The organism is Metabacillus sp. Hm71, assembly GCF_051842955.2.
Classification (GTDB): Bacteria; Bacillota; Bacilli; order Bacillales; family Bacillaceae; genus Metabacillus.
Genome location: NZ_CM200278.1, coordinates 1259017 through 1275606, shown reverse-complemented (window position 1 = coordinate 1275606; position 16590 = coordinate 1259017). Strand labels below are relative to the sequence as shown.

The window sequence follows — 16590 nt, the reverse complement described above, 5'->3', positions numbered from 1 at the left end:
CGCTGGAGCTGGATGTCGTGCGCTTATTTACAGTTTAAGAATTTTATAATTTCCTAAAATAATTAAAAAGGTGAATCAAATGAGTTTCCACTCCCTTGATTCACCTTATCCTTAATTATGCCAGTCAGTCTTTTATTTACTTCTTATTAATCATTTTTGAAATCGTGTTAAAATCTAATTTTTCATTTCCGTTGACAATAGATTTAACAATTTTGTCTTCCATTTGCTTTGATACAGGTTTGTTTGCAATTTGTGATACTCGGCGGATCACATTGCGAACCGTTTTTTCATCTTTAAAGTTGGCACCTTGTAAAGAATTCGCTAAAGCAAATACATCATTCATGTTTACACCCGTTTTATTTTCGATATTTTTGAAGAATTTATTATCCATTTTCCCGCCTCCTTTTTGATGTTATATCTTATGACTTTCTAGGCAAAAGGTGAAAAGAAATTGACTGACCGCCTAGTTTCAAGTTCTTCGCAAAAAGAAAATACGAGCAAATTTGCTCGTATTTTCCCTTTGGATTATCCATCTTAGTTATAGAAAGAAGCACCAACAATGATTAAAAGGATAAATAATACAACGATTAATACAAACGTGCTGCCGTAATAACCGCCGCCGCCATAACCACCATAGCCACCATAGCCGTAACCCATGCGCCATGCACCTCCTCTTCCTATCATTACTACACTATATGAAGGAGGGGGCAAGTTTGTTTGGACTTTTGCGGGGTGTTTTTTACAGTTCCAATTTATTTCATTTTTTTATGTTTGATCAGCCACTTCTCCATTTCTACAGCAGCAAGCTCCATTTTTTGTTCAAACTCATTAGCCAAGACATCCATTTGATCCAGTTCCAGCTGTTTTCGCTGAAGTTTTTCATCCTCATTTACTTGAATGTGGTCATGCTGGCGATATACATTCTCTACCAACCCACGAAATACCTGTTCAATGATCCTCATGGTTCACTCCTTTTTTAGACAATCCATCCTTGTAATGATCAAGATAAATATTTCCTAAATGATCCACTTGACCAAGAAAAATTTCCTCCACTTTTGCTTTACGCTTTTGAAGTTGAGTTTTTACCCAATCCAAACTGAATCCGCTCTCATAAATCGCTTCTTCAATTAAATTTCCGTCCATAATAATCGTCTGAGGAGATTTTAGTTTCTGGCCTTTTCCAAATAGATCTTCCCAAAGCACTGGCTTCTTTTCTTGTTTTAACAAAACACTTAATTCCCCGTTTGTTTCTAGTGTTGCAAATTCAACATCCCCTACGAAAAAAATATCCTTTTTCCTTAATTGCTCCATCAATTCATCTGTCGTATATTTTTCACGTTTTAAGTTCTCTTCAAGAATTTTTCCGTCCTGTATAAATGTAGTAGGAGTCCCTTCCACGATATTTCGAAAAACCATGCTTTTTAAAGATGCAACAGATACAATGATCGGGAATAACGACCAAATCAATAAGGATATCACACCATTTACTACATTTAATTCAATATCCATTGAAATCGTTCCAGCGATATCTCCAACAGTAATCCCAACAATGTATTCAAAAAAAGATAGTTTTGATAATTGCTTCTTGCCCAATAATTTAGTGATAAAGAATAATCCTAAAATGATAAGTACTGAACGTATGATGACTTCCATCCATGCTGGCATACCTCATTCACCTTCACATCTTAATTTGTTATTTTATTACAACATTATCATTTGCTTTCATCATCATTTTATGTGAAGGAGAACATTCAAAAATTATAAGCAGACTCTGAATAAAATTAGTGATTTGCGTTTAGTTAAAGGCAATCATTTGTTATTACCTTTATATGCTCTTGATCCTCAGCGATTAGCTTGATTTTGTACCTTCCCTTAAATTTTATGTACTAGTTAATGGGGCTGCCTTTAAAAAGCTTAATTATGATAACAGGGATATTTTCAAATTCGTCACGAAATTTTAAACTAGCAGTACTTGATCTTCGTGATCGCGGACTTTCAGATAAAGCAAGGGATGGATATGACAATTCTCGCTTATGGTCTGATGATATTCAAGCAATGATAGAAATGAGCAATATATAAAGAAAAAGCTGTCCTAAAAAGTCGATTTTCCTAACGACCTTTTGGGACAGATTCATTTTTTAAAACATTGGGTTGGTAGGTTCTGAATTATATTATTCGGCTTTTAACTAACTGTGCAATTTCACAAACTCTACTTGCTATTTTATCTTGGAAAGGATTTATCCAATTTTCGCTTGTTATTAACAACCGTTTTATTCGTATTGTTTTAAATGATAATAGCCGCATTTAGCACAGCGAATAGAACCTGAAACGTATTTTATGACATATGGCTTGTCATTACCGCATTGCGGACAAAATTTTAAATTCGTATGTATTTTTTCAGTTGTTCGTCTCATCTAAATTCCTCCTTTCCATAAATAAATTATTAAAAATTATGCTAGGGAAATAAAAAAAAGACATTTCGCTAAAAAAATAATAAAAAAGGACTACCAAGGTGGAGGGTAGTCAATAAACGCTAAGGTCAAGAAGATGAAACACATCATATATATTCTGATTTCATAAACGTAATACAAATATATTTTTGGAGGATTTTATGATAAGTAAACTGAACCTTGACCTAGCATACTTCTTAAAACGATTCGGAATGATTTAACTCCAAACCACTGTCGATAATCTAAAAAATCCTAGGAGCTTCTTTTTTTCTTCCCGCAACCGCATCCTCTTTTCTTTACTTTTCTCTGTCTCTCTGTATATCGTTTTAATATATTCGATTCATTTGAATCATTCAAATTGTTTGAGTCATTTGAGTCTTTGGAAGGATTCACCCTTTTATAATTCATCATTTTCCCACCTTCCTTTAATTTAATTACTTAAACTGAACTGTATATAACATTCATCATCATATCTTATACTATGTTGAACATCGAATTTCGTTCTAAGAATTTGGCCTAATCTAAAAGCTTTGTCATTATTGTTTCAATACACCCGGCAAATCCGGCAATGGCTAAAATAAATAGCAACGGCTCTGCAATAAAAGGACATATTTGACAAAATGCAAATAAAAAAGCAGAACACCAGACTCCTGTACACCAATAACAGCTTAATAACTCACCAATCCATGCTCTTATGCCCGTTCCCTTTATTTCAATGTAGGTCTCTACATTGCCTTCTTCATCCATTTCCTCCACTTCACGGTGAAATGGGCGACGAATAAATTCTGTGATTTTATCAAAGACAAGCAATCTTGTTAAACGAAAGGCAGCAAGTGCAAAAATAGCTAACTGCAGCCATGTTGACATATAGGCTCACACCTTTTTTTAGTGATGTCTATATACTTTATGAACGAAATGTAGATTTCATGATTGCTTCGTTATAGACCTATTATAAATCTTTCAATTGATTAACAAGACTCATAACATTTGTTTCTAATGTAGATAGCTTATTTTCACTATTAGTTAAAGAATGACCTTTTATTGCAAAATAAAACTTCACTTTCGGCTCAGTTCCAGAAGGACGTACTGTAAACCAAGAATCATCCTCTAAATGAAATTTAAGCACATTTGATTTTGGTAGTTGGATTTTTTCAATTGTATTCGTTTGTACAATTGTTTTTTTACTAGATTGATAATCTTCAATTGTTACAATTTTAACTCCTGCTACTTCTTTTGGAGGGTTAGAACGGAATGATGATAAAATATTTGCAATTTGCTCAGCTCCGTCTTTTCCCTTTAGAGTTAATGATTGAAGTGATTCTTTATAAAAACCATAAGTTTCAAATATTTCCCGTAATCCTTCATATAACGATTTTCCTTTTTTCTTATAATAAGCTGCTACTTCAGCTATAAAAACTGCTGATTGAACCGCATCTTTGTCACGTACAAAGTCTCCAATTAAATAACCATAGCTTTCTTCATAACCAAACTGGAATTGATATTCTCCTGTTTGGTTAAATTCATTAATTTTCTCCCCAATGAATTTAAAGCCAGTTAAAGTATCAATCGTTTCTATATTAAAATGATCTGCTATCGCTCGCCCGATTTCAGATGTGACAATTGTTTTTAAGACAACACTATTTTTTGGCAGTTGACCTTTTTCTTTCTTTTGTGACAGTAAATAATGAAGCATTAATGCCCCCAAGTGGTTACCCGTTAACACAACGTATTCACCATTTTCATCTTTAACTGCAACACCTAAACGATCTGCATCTGGATCTGTTCCCATGATCAGATCGGCGTCAATTTCTTTTCCGTATTTAATAGCAAGGTCAAGTGCTGCATGTTCCTCAGGATTTGGAGAAGCAACTGTTGAAAAATTTGGATCTGGCAATTCTTGTTCTTTTACAACAAAAACATTAGTAAAACCAAATGCATTTAATCCAGCTCGGATAAGTTTGTTAGAAGTACCATGTAATGGTGTAAAGACGATTTTCAAGTCTTTTTCTATTTTCCTAACAATATCACGGTTTAGTTGAATCGTTTTCAATTGTTGAATATAGGATTGTTCAATTTCTTCACCAATGTATGTTAATAAATTTCGATTAAGTAATTCATTCACTTCCAATACTGGAACGGTTAATTCATTTTCTACAGTTTGAACAAAAGAAATAATTTTAGCTGCTGCATTTGGCGGAATTTGTCCGCCGTCTTCACCGTATACTTTATAGCCGTTATACTCTGGTGGATTGTGACTTGCTGTAATGACAATACCTGCAAATGCATTTAAATAACGAACGGCAAAAGATAATACTGGTGTAGGGCATAATTCTTTGAAAATATACGTCTTAATATCATGTTTCCCTAATACTTTTGCGACTTCCAGCGCAAATTCAGAAGATTTATGACGTGAATCATATGCGACTACTACACCTCTTTTTTTAGCTATTGCTCCACTATCTTCAATATATCCAGCTAATCCACTTGTTGCTTTGCGAATCATGTATTTATTTATACGATTGGTTCCTGGTCCGATTTCACCTCTCATACCGCCTGTGCCAAATTCAAGACTTTTATAAAAAGCATCTTCTAATTCTTTTTCATTATCTTTCATCATGAAAAGTGCTTCTTTTAATTCATTATCTAAATGCTCGAATGTTAACCATTTATTTAATTGTTCTTGCCATGTCATCATTACATGCTCCTTTTACAAATATTTCATTTAATTTAGAGAAAATACATAATGAAGAATCTACTAAAGAAATCAAATAACTTTAAATATAGCCAAAATAATATAAAAGAATGATCATATTATTTTTATGTCAATTTTTTCTGACTGTACATAATATCAGCCTTTTTTCGATTGATTTTTCCTACAACAAATTTGTAAATTTTCATTTATAAATAAGTGGAAAAATCTTATAAAAAGTTTCATCTAAATTCAAATGCTCCTCTTAATTAAGTATAAACAGATAGAATCTTTACTTAATAAGTTTGGTTTTTAACTGTTCTTTATGATTAGGATAAGAACACAATTTTGACAAACTAGTCAACACACCACTCGATATTCTACCGAGACACATATGCTATTTTATGTTGTGCCGAATATGTAAATACGAATGTTGAGGTGTTGATCATTGAAAGTTGTAATTATGGCAGGGGGACAAGGAACCCGATTTTGGCCATGGAGTATAAAAGATAGACCAAAACAATTTTTACCGTTAATGGAAGAAGATACGATGCTACAACAAACCTATAATCGATTTAAGAAATGGCTTCCGTCTGAAAAAATATATATTGTAACAACTGAGGAATATGTACCTTTAGTTAAAGAACAGTTACCTTCAATAACCAACAGCCAGCTTTTAGTGGAACCTATGCCTAGGGATACAGGACCGTGTATTGCATTGACTGCTTGTCACTTTTTAAAGGATAGTGATAATGAGGCATTTGCTGCTGTACCCGCCGACCATTATATACCTGACTGTAGCGTCTTTCCAGAAATATTTAAGCTGGCAGAAAAGATTGCTGATGATGAACGTTCAATTGTAACATTAGGAATAAAACCCACACGTCCAGAAACAGGATACGGTTATATTCAAGCTAAGGAGGATGAGGGAAGCAACAGTGGAGTACTTAAGGTTAAAGCTTTTATTGAAAAACCATCCATGACTAAAGCTAAAGAACTATTGGAAACAAACAATATTTATTGGAACAGCGGAATATTTATTTGGAAACCCTCAACGATTGCTTATTATATGGAAAAGTATCAACCAGAGATATGGAAAAAAATAATAGATAGTGAAGTAGTTTCAAAAGCGAAATACTCTCTTGTTCCTAAAATCTCTGTAGACTATGCCATATTGGAAAAAGCTGAGACGATCTATACGATTCCGGTCAATTTACAATGGGATGATGTAGGGAGCTGGAGTGCATGGGAACGCCTTAATAAAAAGAGTAACGATGATAACCTCCTTCAAGGAGATGTTCATCTATTATCAACAAAAAATTGCGTCATTAAATCAGAATATCAAAAAGCAATTATAATTGGAGCAGAAGATTTAATTATTGCCTCTACGGAAGACGGATTGTTAATCTGTCATAAATCACTAGAGCACAAAATTAAAGACGTACTAAACGATAAACAATAAACAATTATCATAATGATAATTTATACTTTTAATCTCCACATTCCTAAAATCAAATGAGGTTATAAAAATAGAATTAAATAAATTATTAAAATAGGTTTGGAACATTATGAGTTTTTACATTTTTTTCATTAATTTCAATAACCGCCTTTAAATAGGCGGTTAAATCATGAGTTTTTTCCAAAGCAGTTAAATAATAGATTTCTTCCCGCAAAGTTGCTAATATTTAAAATGCTGTTTTATCCATCGTTTAACATATAATTCTCCTTTTTCAAATTCCTTCAAGAAGTCGTACTCTTCTACAGATAGGGGGAGAATGTCTGAAATCTTATAAATATTATCTTCAGTTTCTCTATTTATACTTGTAACAGAAAATTTATTTGTATTATTAGTTGAAATAACAGGAATTTTGAGCTCAAAGGGTCCTTTCTTTATATTTATTTGTTGAATCAATTGGTCATTTAGAAGAAAATTGCATATTATGTTTTCATCTGTTTTATTTGTTCCTTTTATAAGGATGGCATGTAATGGTTTACTAGGATGATTTTGAATCATACTATAAAATTCTTCCTGAACCCCAGTACTCCTATCTAGGTTAGATTCTGTTATACAAGGACTATCTATAAAAATAGAATATGATTTAAATAATTTAATAAACCAACATATACCTTTACTTCTATAGTGTTTTAGAAATAAATTAAGCCAAGCAGTTGATACCATCCCGAAGTGTTTTTTACTTGTCTTAATAATTTCTGGAAAACCCACATCAGCATATTTTGAACCGGTCTTACTATCAGGATAGTATCTTGAGTTTGCCAAAATTACTTGTACATTTCCAATCTGATAGCCTGATTTAGCAATTCTAATCCATAAATCATAATCCATACAAAAATCTAATCTTTCGTCAATACCTTCCAACTCCTCTAATGTTTTTTTTCTAAGGAATACTGCCGGTTGACATATAGGACAACTTTTGAATAAATCATTTAACCTGACCGGTCTCGCTTTAAATTGCGAAATAATTTCATTTTCAACATTCGTAATATTTGCACTTCCAAATATCATTGAATAATACGGATTCTGGATAAAAGTAGTCACTACATGATTTACAGCACCTGGTACATAGGTATCATCTGAATTAAGCCAGCCAATTATATCTCCTTTTGCCATTTTTAAGCCTTTATTAATCGCATGGGATTGCCCATTATCAGGTTCAGAGATAAATCGAAATCTTGAATCCAGCTCCCTGTACTCCTTTAATATTTGCAAGGTTTCATCAGATGATCCTCCATCAACTACAATATGTTCTAAATTCTTATAATCTTGTGTTAATACGCTTTCAATGGTCTCCCGAATAAATTTTCCTTGATTATAGGATGGAGTAATAATGGAAACTAGTGGATATTTAGTTTTATTCATCAATTTCCTCCTCGTTCTAAGTATGAAATGTACATAAAAGATCTTCTTCCTTTATTTCCTCAATAAAGTTAACTTATCAAAAGGGTTCTTTTTCAAATCCAATATTTACTTATATGAGCTCGAGTAATCAACAGTGATAATATCCATAAAAATAATAAAATTAAAAAAGTAAGGATAATCATCCCTGTCACCTTTTCAATCGAAGCATACATTATCATATGTTGTGTCAAAAGAAAAAACAGGAGTTGGTATAATGAAAAAAGCATTGATTACCGGCATAACTGGCCAGGATGGATCATATTTAGCCGAGTTTTTATTAAGCAAGGGTTATAAAGTATTTGGATTAAAGCGACGGACAGCCACACCTAATTATGAAAATATCATTCATTTACTAGATAAAATTGAATTAATTCCTGGTGATTTATTAGACCTCCCCTCGTTAATTGACGCAATTAGAATTTCAGATCCTGATGAAATTTACAACTTAGCAGCTCAATCATTTGTTGCTGATTCGTGGGTACAATCCATTTATACAGGTCAGGCTACTGGAATAGGTGTCACAAACATGTTGGAAGCAATTCGATTAACCAATCCAAAAATTCGATATTATCAAGCTTCTAGTAGTGAAATGTATGGGAAAGTGTTGGAAATTCCACAAAAAGAAACAACTCCCTTTTACCCTAGGAGTCCATACGCTGTAGCAAAAGTATACGGACATTGGATAACAGTCAATTACCGAGAAAGTTATGGAATGTATACATGTTCAGGAATTTTATTTAATCATGAATCACCTAGAAGAGGTCATCAATTTGTAACTAGGAAGGTAACAGATGCCGTTGCAAGAATTAAATTGGGCCTACAAAATGAACTTCGGTTAGGTAACCTTGATGCAAAGCGCGATTGGGGCTATGCAGGTGATTATGTTAAAGCCATGTGGTTAATGCTTCAACAAGACGAACCTGATGATTATGTTATTGCAACAGGTGAGACGCATTCGGTGAAGGAACTTGTAGAAATTGCATTCAGTTATGTTGGTTTAGATTGGAAGAAATACGTCGTTATAGATCCAAAGCTTATCCGTCCAGCAGAGGTAGATATTCTGTTAGGAGATCCTCAAAAAGCTAAAGAAAAACTTGGATGGAATCTTGAAGTGTCTTTTGAAGAATTAATTAAAATGATGGTTGACAGTGACTTAAAAAAGTTTTCTCCTTAAGTATATGACAATTATTTAGTGAATTTACTTTGAAAACAAAAACCATAGAAATTTTTTATGCAAGCTGTGTATCCTTATCATATAGATACAGATACATCACTCACTAAAGATAAGAACATTCTTTGTTATTTAGAAAGAGTTGTCATAAAACTAAATTAACTCCAGTAAGGAGGTAGAACATTGGCAAAAAACACAGATTTACCTTTAGTAAGTATTATTACTCCCTCATTCAATCAAGTAAAGTTTATTGAAGAAACCATAAAAAGTGTGCTAAATCAAGATTATCCAAACATTGAACATATAGTTGTCGATGGAGGTTCGACAGATGGAACATTAAAAATTCTTAAAGAGTATAGTCAATTTCACAATCATTTTCGCTATATCTCTGAACCAGATCGAGGGCAATCACATGCTATTAACAAAGGGTTAAAAATGGCAAAAGGAAAAATTATTGGCTGGTTAAATTCCGATGATACTTATCTGCCAGAAGCAATAAAAAAAGGAGTGAATGCTCTTAGTCTTCATCCTGAATGGGGCATGGTATATGGAAGAGGATATTATATTAATGAAACAGGTAAAATTCTTTATCCTTATGGTGTTAAAGCTAATAATGATCAAAAAAGCTTATTTGTAGATTGCACTATTTGTCAACCTGCTACCTTTATAAAAAAACATGTAATGGACGATTTAGGCGGAGTTGATGAATCTTTAGATTTTTGTATGGATTATGATCTATGGATAAGGATCGCTAATAAATATAAAATGGGATTTCTCGATGATTATCTAGCAAATGCCAGAAGACATCCTTTGTCAAAATCTATTATAAATTGGGAAGAAGTTGGTTTACCAGAAATTCTAAAAACAGTTGTAAAATACTACGGAACCGTTTCAGATCATTGGCTATCACTTTATTTAAAAGCACATGCTTCTAAAGGAGAATTTTGGCTTTTAAATCAGTTTAAATCCCTATCTATATCCAATAAAACATCTTCCATTCAAATCATGAATCGTTTTGAAGACTTATGGGTGCCACAATCTTTTCATATTCTAATTCGAGCTAACCCGAAAAATCCGCTTCGAAGCTTGATTATTAAAGGAAGAAATTATCATCAATTTGACGATCTATCTTTAACAGTACTTGTAAATGACCAACAAATACAAAACTACTCTATTTCAGAAAGAGACTTTACACTAGATATTCCTATCGATTCAAATTCATATACTAGTATTGTTGAGATTATAAGCAATAGATATATTGTTCCAGCAGAGCTTGGTGTAAGCTCTGATAATCGTCCGTTAAGTATAATTGTTGATGAAGTCCTGCCCTTATCACAACATGAATATAATTTTATGAAGGCATTTAGAGAAGAAATAAATTCAATTAATAAATAACCTTATACAAAAGACCAGTAGTTGAAAATAATAAAAGCCCTTAAGTAACAAATGGAAAAATCGGAAAAAATCACCTACGAAAACAGGTTTAGTTACTGATTTTAAACAAAATAATCAACCGCAAGGATCAATTTAATAAATCTAATTAGTAAGATTTTATCAATTAGATTTATTGCGATTTCCCTCAAATGTTTTAAATGAGAAACTTTTAATCAAAATACAAAATTATGGGGGAGTATATATGAATCAACCACTCGTAACGGTCATCACACCGTCATACAATCAAGGAAAGTTTATTGAAGAGACTATTGAAAGTGTACTTCAACAAGATTATCCATTCATTGAATATATTGTGATTGATGGAGCTTCGACTGACAATACCCTAGAAATTCTAAGTAAGTATACAGATAGGATTAAATGGATCTCAGAACCAGATCAAGGACAATCTAATGCTTTAAACAAAGGTCTTTCTATGGCAAAAGGAAGTATTATTGGATGGTTAAACTCTGATGACCTTTATTGTCCAGGTGCAATCAAAAGGGTTGTTGAAACTTTTCAACAACACCCCGATATTTCTGGTGTTTATGGTCCTATTAAAGATATTGATACAAATGGTAACGTAATTGGCGAATATCTTAGTAAAAATTTTCAATATTCTCTGTTGCCACATGCTTGTTTTATTGCACAGCCCTCATGTTTTATGAAAAAACAGATGCTTATAGATGTTGGTGGATTTGATGAAACTTTAAAGCATTGCATGGATTATGAATTGTGGATGAGAGCAGGAAAAAATCATAAGTTTTTGAATATTACTTTGCCTCATTTAGCATGTAATAGAAATCATACAGACACCAAAACCAATAAGCAGTTTCAAACTGTGGGTTTATTTGAAATATTCAGAATCAGTTTTCAACACTTTCGTTATTTATCGAAATATTGGATTAATAAGTATTATGAATTTTATCCTAATACAAATCTGGTTAATTTTATGGAGCTTTTGAAAAAGTATGGCGCTTCACCCTCCATGCCATCAATTTTATCTCTAGACAGATATTCTGATTTTTGGGTTTCTGATCACTTCACTTTTAGAATTAAAAACACATCACAAAATCCAGTTAAGTACATTCATTTAGTAGGCAGAGTTAGGCCTTATTTAGATAATCAAACGGTATCTATATTTGTTAATGAAAGATTTCTAACTAAAATTAATATCACAGGAAATCATTTTGAAGAGGTAATTTCTTTAACTGAACATCCTGATCTTTCAGAACTTGAATTTAGATTAATTTCTGATAATAATCTTGTCCCTACAAATTATGGAATACAAGATAATCGCTCACTGGCTTTTCTCCTTTTTAATCTCCTACCTTATTCAGATTTTGAATTTGAAATATATAATCATTTAAAAAAAAAAGAGAAAGCTATAGGCAATTCTAAAGATAGCTATAAAAACAGTCCTAAAGTCGCCTCTAAAGATGAATCTAAAAATAATCATAAGGTCATGTCTAATGATGAGCCCAATAACAATCCGAAAGTCATGTCTAAAGATATATCTAAAGACCATCATTTTTTACTAATTAAATCATGGGAGAGTGGATTCTGGTGTCAAATGGAGCACGTATCTGGGGAACTTATGGTTGCAGAATTAACCGGTCGAATTCCTGTTATTTATTGGGGACCAGATTCATTCTATTCCTCTGATAAACCTTTGGAAGAAGACGCATTTTCAATGTATTTTTTACCTGTATCAAATTACACCATTAATGACCTTGAAAAACCAAACTACACATTCTACCCTTCAAGATGGAATCATCGTAATTTAAGATTACCTGACACAAAGAAATTAGAAAATTCAGAATGGGTATCTAGTCATCGATTTAGCCGGACTGAAAATGTGCTTGTAAGCAGCTTACATCTCCGTATAATAAACTTTGAAAAATTGATCAACAAAAATCATCCCATCTATGGTTTAGAAGAACATGAAAAACACAGATATATATATAAGAAATATTTCAAATTACAACCATTTTTAAAAAAAGAAATCGAAAATTTTTACTCCAAAAAAATGAAGAATAGACACCCGATTTTAGGAGTGCATGTTCGTGGCAGTGACAAAATTCAAGAACAACCGCAATTACATCAACTTAATAAAACTTATTTCTCAAAAATTGATGAGTATCTAAAAAACAACCCGACAGCTTCTATTTTTTTACTAACTGATAGTGAACAAATCCTCGCAAAATATCGAAAGTTATACGGTGAAAAACTTATTTACACTGACTGCATTAGAACTCCAGATGAAAATGTATCTACTCACTATGGCCTACCTAAGTATAATAATAAGCAAAAGGGGATAGATGTGATTAAAGACACTTATCTCGCTCTCAAGTGTGATCACTTTATTGGTGCAGGTTTTTCAAATGTTTCATTAGCAATATACCGACTAAAAGATTGGGCGAAAGGTACAATTACACTTTTGCCATAATAACTTTTATACAAAAATTTATTGAAAATGTATCTTGAATAAGTACAAAAAATAAGAATCAGATAAATTGATTATTTACCAAAATGAATCTAGCTGAACATCTACCTCCATAATTCTACTCCGACTTAAAAATTCTGATTTCAACAGAACAAAAGCGCAAGCGCCTCGATCAGCCCCGACAAGCATAAGACGAATTGGAATAGAAGATGTTTTTTGCCTTCAATTCTAATTTGGCTTATAACCTCGAGGGGCTAGGAGCTGGATGCCGAAGCACATATCCATAGTTAAAGCATTTTATCATTTCCTGGTAAACGATAAAAAAGCTGATTCCATGTTTGTTTTAACTTAATAGCTAGTGAAATGCTGAAATGACAAGGTTATTAATAAATTTATCCATTGGAATGTTTTTTAGAGAGGAGAAATATAATTGGATCAAAATAAATTATTAATATACATGCATATACCTAAAACTGCTGGTACTTCTGTTAAATGGGTACTGGATGGAGTATATCCTAGAAATTCAATTTTATATTATTATGAGGACCCAGAGTTATTTAAATTGTCAGCCCCAAATAATATTAAACTTATTTATGGACATTTAATGTTCAAAAAACCTTCTCATTTTTCAAGGCCATTAACCTATATTACGATGCTGAGAAACCCTATAGAACTTGTTGTTTCTTTGTACTTTTATATACAAAGAGAGCCTTCACATCCTCTTCATAAAGAAGTAACAAAAATGAGTTTTGAACAGTTTATTGATCATGAAACATATAGTTGTCCAAATATCCAAACGTATTATGTTTCAGGAGAAGTAAATCCTAATTTATCAAAAGCAAAAGAAAATATAAAAAAATATTTTTCAGTCGTAGGTATTACTGAAAAATTTGATGAATCCATATTTTTAATGAAAAAAGAATTGGGATGGAATAATTTTAATTATCAAAATATGTTTAAAAAAACAAATGTTACAAAAAATCGCCTTCAAGCATCTGAAATCCCACAAAAGATAATAGACAAAATAAAAAAGAAAAATCACTTGGATTTTGAATTATATAAATGGGCAGAACAAAACCTTAATGAACAATTTCGCAACTTAGACAACGCATCAAAACAAGAATTCCGAAATTTTTTAACTAAAATTAACAAATTTAGAAAGTAAATTCATTTAGTATTTATTTTTTATTATAAGGGAGATTGTTGTAATGAAACTTTCCTCTAAAATTTATATAGCTGGTCATCGAGGACTTGTAGGGTCTGCCATTAAAAGGCGACTTGAACAATTAGGATATCAAAATTTATTATATAGAACTAGCGCAGAATTGGATTTAAGAGATCAAAAAGCGGTAGATACATTTTTCAAAAATGAAAAACCTGAATTTGTATTTTTAGCAGCTGCTAAAGTCGGAGGAATTCTAGCCAATAATACTTATCCGGCTGAATTTTTATATGACAATTTAATGATTGAAACAAACATAATAAATGCTTCATATAATAACAGCGTAAAGAAATTATTATTTTTTGGAAGTTCCTGTATTTATCCGAAATTTGCTTCCCAACCAATTAAAGAAGAATATTTACTAACTGGCGAGTTAGAGCCGACAAATGAGCCATATGCTATTGCAAAAATAACTGGAATTAAGTTATGTGAATCGTATAATCGTCAATATAATACTAATTATATCTCAGTCATGCCGACAAACCTATATGGGATAAATGATAATTTTGATTTACAAAGCTCACATGTATTACCCGCATTAATTAGAAAATTTCATGAAGCAAAAGTGATGGGAAAGGAATTTGTAGAGGTTTGGGGAACTGGAAATCCAAAGCGGGAATTTTTATATGTTGATGACCTTGCTGATGCTTCTGTATTTTTAATGGAAAATTTCGGTACAAAAGATAAAGGTTCTTTAGTAAATGTTGGTACAGGAAAGGATATATCAATTGCAGATTTGGCTAAGTTAATAAAAAAGATTGTTGGATTTAATGGAGAAATTCGTTTTGACTCCTCTAAACCAGACGGTACACCTAGAAAACTACTTGATGTTACAAGGTTAACAAATCTGGGTTGGCAAGCACAAACTAGTCTAGAAGATGGAATAAACAAAACGTATAAGTGGTTTATTGAAAATGATCATTCCTAATTTCAAACTCATACGACAAATTGGCCTAATATCACCTAATAATATAAGAACCTTAAAGGAGGTATCATATTTTGTCTAATGTTAAACAAAAAATGTTAGTAGCTACTTCTATTGCTCCAAATAATATAGAGAGACAAAAAATGGCTATTAATACTTGGATAAACCTAGGATTTGAAGTTGTATCATTAAACAGCCAAGAGGAAATAACAAAGCTTTCACCTTTTTTTCCTAATATTAAATTTCAAGTTGTTACTAGAAATGCACAAGCAAGGTTTGGAAAACCTTATGTTTATATTCATGATTTTATGCAATATTTTAAAAAAACTGACTTTAAAGTTTGTGGAATAATAAATTCAGATATTCATATTAAAGGCATCGATAAGGGATTCCTTAACTTCCTTTACAATGAATCACTTGATAGCCTTGTTTATGGTCATAGGGTTGATGTAGATAATTTGAGTAAATTAAACGGGACGCAAAGTTCTGGAATTGACTATTTCTTTTTTGATAAAAAGTTAGCAAATATATATGATGATGATGGACTTTGTATGGGACGACCGGCGTGGGATTGGTGGATGGTCGTTGTCCCAGTTTCTAAAAATATTAAAACTAAAAGATTACTAAATCAAATTGCATTCCATAAAAAGCATCATCAACAATGGGATCAATCACTTAATGATCAGCTTATAAATAGCATAGTTTGTCAAAAATATCTCAAAAAATTATATCCAGCTTATGATATGCAAAAATTAAGGGGAAAACTAAATGAAATTATATTAAATAATAATAATTATATCATTTATCATGCAAAGTGATTGTAATATGATTATTAGAATATTTTAATCGCTCAATATATTATTATCCCTCTACAATTCTTCGAATTAAAAGCTAAACTTGTACACATCAAAAAATCTACTCATGAGTTCAATTTCATCATAGGAAGAAAGAAAATAATATTTTTCTTTCTTTACAATATTTAGGTCAATGCCATGAGAGGAATACACTTCATCGTCATGGCTTTTTACATATACTATCTTTTATTGAATTTACCCTTGATTAGTATGAATATAATCAAGGATTTCAAAGGTGCTTTACCTTCTGCTATTGTATTTGTAGTTTTCGTGCAATCAACCTCAAAACCTTTTGCGAATTGGTGAAAGTGCTATTAATCTTTCCTGTTCGATATTTATTACAGACTCATCCATGACCATTTTCATGGTTATCTGTCATGATTTCCTTGTGACAACTGCAATTGTTTCAAAACACCTTATTAGCATAAGATCATCGTATACTTTGAGATTTAAATAGAAATAAAAAACATCTATGATAATATGGG

At 31.8% G+C, this 16590-nt stretch carries 15 protein-coding genes; 7 read left to right on the top strand and 8 right to left on the bottom strand.

The annotated features are described in order from the left end of the window. Nucleotides 1-136: 136 nt before the first annotated feature. The 7 genes from spoVIF to ACSVDH_RS06335 all read right to left on the bottom strand — a co-directional run bounded on the left by spoVIF (nucleotide 137) and on the right by ACSVDH_RS06335 (nucleotide 5142). Nucleotides 137-391 (bottom strand): sporulation-specific transcription regulator SpoVIF, encoded by a 255-nt coding sequence (gene spoVIF, locus ACSVDH_RS06365; protein WP_439248906.1) that lies wholly within the window; start codon nucleotides 389-391, stop codon nucleotides 137-139. A gap of 143 nt (nucleotides 392-534) precedes the next feature. Next, the gene (locus ACSVDH_RS06360; RefSeq protein WP_439248905.1) at nucleotides 535-657 is read right to left on the bottom strand and encodes a YjcZ family sporulation protein; all 123 of its coding nucleotides are present in this window, start codon (nucleotides 655-657) and stop codon (nucleotides 535-537) included. Between the two features lie 95 nt (nucleotides 658-752). Beyond that, nucleotides 753-962 (bottom strand): protein YjzK, encoded by a 210-nt coding sequence (yjzK, locus tag ACSVDH_RS06355; RefSeq protein ID WP_439248904.1) that lies wholly within the window; start codon nucleotides 960-962, stop codon nucleotides 753-755. Continuing rightward, entirely contained in the window at nucleotides 949-1665 is a 717-nt protein-coding gene (locus ACSVDH_RS06350) for a DUF421 domain-containing protein (RefSeq protein WP_439248903.1), read from the bottom strand. The genes yjzK and ACSVDH_RS06350 overlap by 14 nt, the downstream gene beginning before the upstream one ends. A 605-nt stretch (nucleotides 1666-2270) precedes the next feature. Then, nucleotides 2271-2414 (bottom strand): hypothetical protein, encoded by a 144-nt coding sequence (locus ACSVDH_RS06345; protein WP_439248902.1) that lies wholly within the window; start codon nucleotides 2412-2414, stop codon nucleotides 2271-2273. Between the two features lie 552 nt (nucleotides 2415-2966). Further along, nucleotides 2967-3317: a DUF1360 domain-containing protein gene (locus ACSVDH_RS06340; RefSeq protein WP_439248901.1), complete on the bottom strand. Its 351-nt coding sequence runs from the start codon at nucleotides 3315-3317 to the stop codon at nucleotides 2967-2969. Between the two features lie 82 nt (nucleotides 3318-3399). Further along, nucleotides 3400-5142 carry a phospho-sugar mutase gene (locus tag ACSVDH_RS06335; RefSeq protein ID WP_439248900.1) on the bottom strand — a complete coding sequence of 581 codons (1743 nt, stop codon included), beginning with the start codon at nucleotides 5140-5142 and terminating at the stop codon, nucleotides 3400-3402. A gap of 445 nt (nucleotides 5143-5587) precedes the next feature. On the opposite strand from ACSVDH_RS06335, the gene ACSVDH_RS06330 reads away from it, so the two are divergent. Continuing rightward, nucleotides 5588-6601: a mannose-1-phosphate guanylyltransferase gene (locus ACSVDH_RS06330; RefSeq protein ID WP_439248899.1), complete on the top strand. Its 1014-nt coding sequence runs from the start codon at nucleotides 5588-5590 to the stop codon at nucleotides 6599-6601. A 216-nt stretch (nucleotides 6602-6817) separates the two neighbouring features. Here ACSVDH_RS06330 and ACSVDH_RS06325 read toward each other — a convergent pair whose 3' ends face one another. Continuing rightward, nucleotides 6818-8017, bottom strand: a complete 1200-nt coding sequence (locus ACSVDH_RS06325; RefSeq protein WP_439248898.1) for a glycosyltransferase family 2 protein — start codon at nucleotides 8015-8017, stop codon at nucleotides 6818-6820. 253 nt (nucleotides 8018-8270) lie between these two features. Here ACSVDH_RS06325 and gmd point away from each other — a divergent pair, with 253 nt between their 5' ends. The 6 genes from gmd to ACSVDH_RS06295 all read left to right on the top strand — a co-directional run bounded on the left by gmd (nucleotide 8271) and on the right by ACSVDH_RS06295 (nucleotide 16069). Continuing rightward, on the top strand, nucleotides 8271-9230 hold the full coding sequence (gene gmd / locus ACSVDH_RS06320) for a GDP-mannose 4,6-dehydratase (protein WP_439248897.1): 960 nt from the start codon (nucleotides 8271-8273) through the stop codon (nucleotides 9228-9230). Nucleotides 9231-9410: 180 nt separating this feature from the next. Then, nucleotides 9411-10622, top strand: a complete 1212-nt coding sequence (locus ACSVDH_RS06315; RefSeq protein ID WP_439248896.1) for a glycosyltransferase family 2 protein — start codon at nucleotides 9411-9413, stop codon at nucleotides 10620-10622. Between the two features lie 241 nt (nucleotides 10623-10863). Continuing rightward, nucleotides 10864-13107, top strand: a complete 2244-nt coding sequence (locus tag ACSVDH_RS06310; protein ID WP_439248895.1) for a glycosyltransferase — start codon at nucleotides 10864-10866, stop codon at nucleotides 13105-13107. 427 nt (nucleotides 13108-13534) lie between these two features. Then, nucleotides 13535-14269, top strand: coding sequence for a sulfotransferase family 2 domain-containing protein (locus ACSVDH_RS06305; protein WP_439248894.1), 735 nt, complete (start codon nucleotides 13535-13537; stop codon nucleotides 14267-14269). Nucleotides 14270-14294: 25 nt separating this feature from the next. Next, on the top strand, nucleotides 14295-15254 hold the full coding sequence (gene fcl / locus ACSVDH_RS06300; protein WP_439249149.1) for a GDP-L-fucose synthase: 960 nt from the start codon (nucleotides 14295-14297) through the stop codon (nucleotides 15252-15254). A 71-nt stretch (nucleotides 15255-15325) separates the two neighbouring features. Next, nucleotides 15326-16069 (top strand): hypothetical protein, encoded by a 744-nt coding sequence (locus ACSVDH_RS06295; protein WP_439248893.1) that lies wholly within the window; start codon nucleotides 15326-15328, stop codon nucleotides 16067-16069. The last annotated feature ends 521 nt before the right edge of the window (nucleotides 16070-16590 follow it).

Coding starts and splice junctions, on each gene's coding strand:
- ACSVDH_RS06360 (WP_439248905.1), bottom strand. CDS start 657: ATGGGTTACGGCTATGGTGGCTATGGTGGTTATGGCGGCGGCGGTTAT.
- yjzK (WP_439248904.1), bottom strand. CDS start 962: ATGAGGATCATTGAACAGGTATTTCGTGGGTTGGTAGAGAATGTATAT.
- ACSVDH_RS06350 (WP_439248903.1), bottom strand. CDS start 1,665: ATGCCAGCATGGATGGAAGTCATCATACGTTCAGTACTTATCATTTTA.
- ACSVDH_RS06335 (WP_439248900.1), bottom strand. CDS start 5,142: ATGACATGGCAAGAACAATTAAATAAATGGTTAACATTCGAGCATTTA.
- spoVIF (WP_439248906.1), bottom strand. CDS start 391: ATGGATAATAAATTCTTCAAAAATATCGAAAATAAAACGGGTGTAAAC.
- gmd (WP_439248897.1), top strand. CDS start 8,271: ATGAAAAAAGCATTGATTACCGGCATAACTGGCCAGGATGGATCATAT.
- ACSVDH_RS06340 (WP_439248901.1), bottom strand. CDS start 3,317: ATGTCAACATGGCTGCAGTTAGCTATTTTTGCACTTGCTGCCTTTCGT.
- ACSVDH_RS06310 (WP_439248895.1), top strand. CDS start 10,864: ATGAATCAACCACTCGTAACGGTCATCACACCGTCATACAATCAAGGA.
- ACSVDH_RS06345 (WP_439248902.1), bottom strand. CDS start 2,414: ATGAGACGAACAACTGAAAAAATACATACGAATTTAAAATTTTGTCCG.
- ACSVDH_RS06325 (WP_439248898.1), bottom strand. CDS start 8,017: ATGAATAAAACTAAATATCCACTAGTTTCCATTATTACTCCATCCTAT.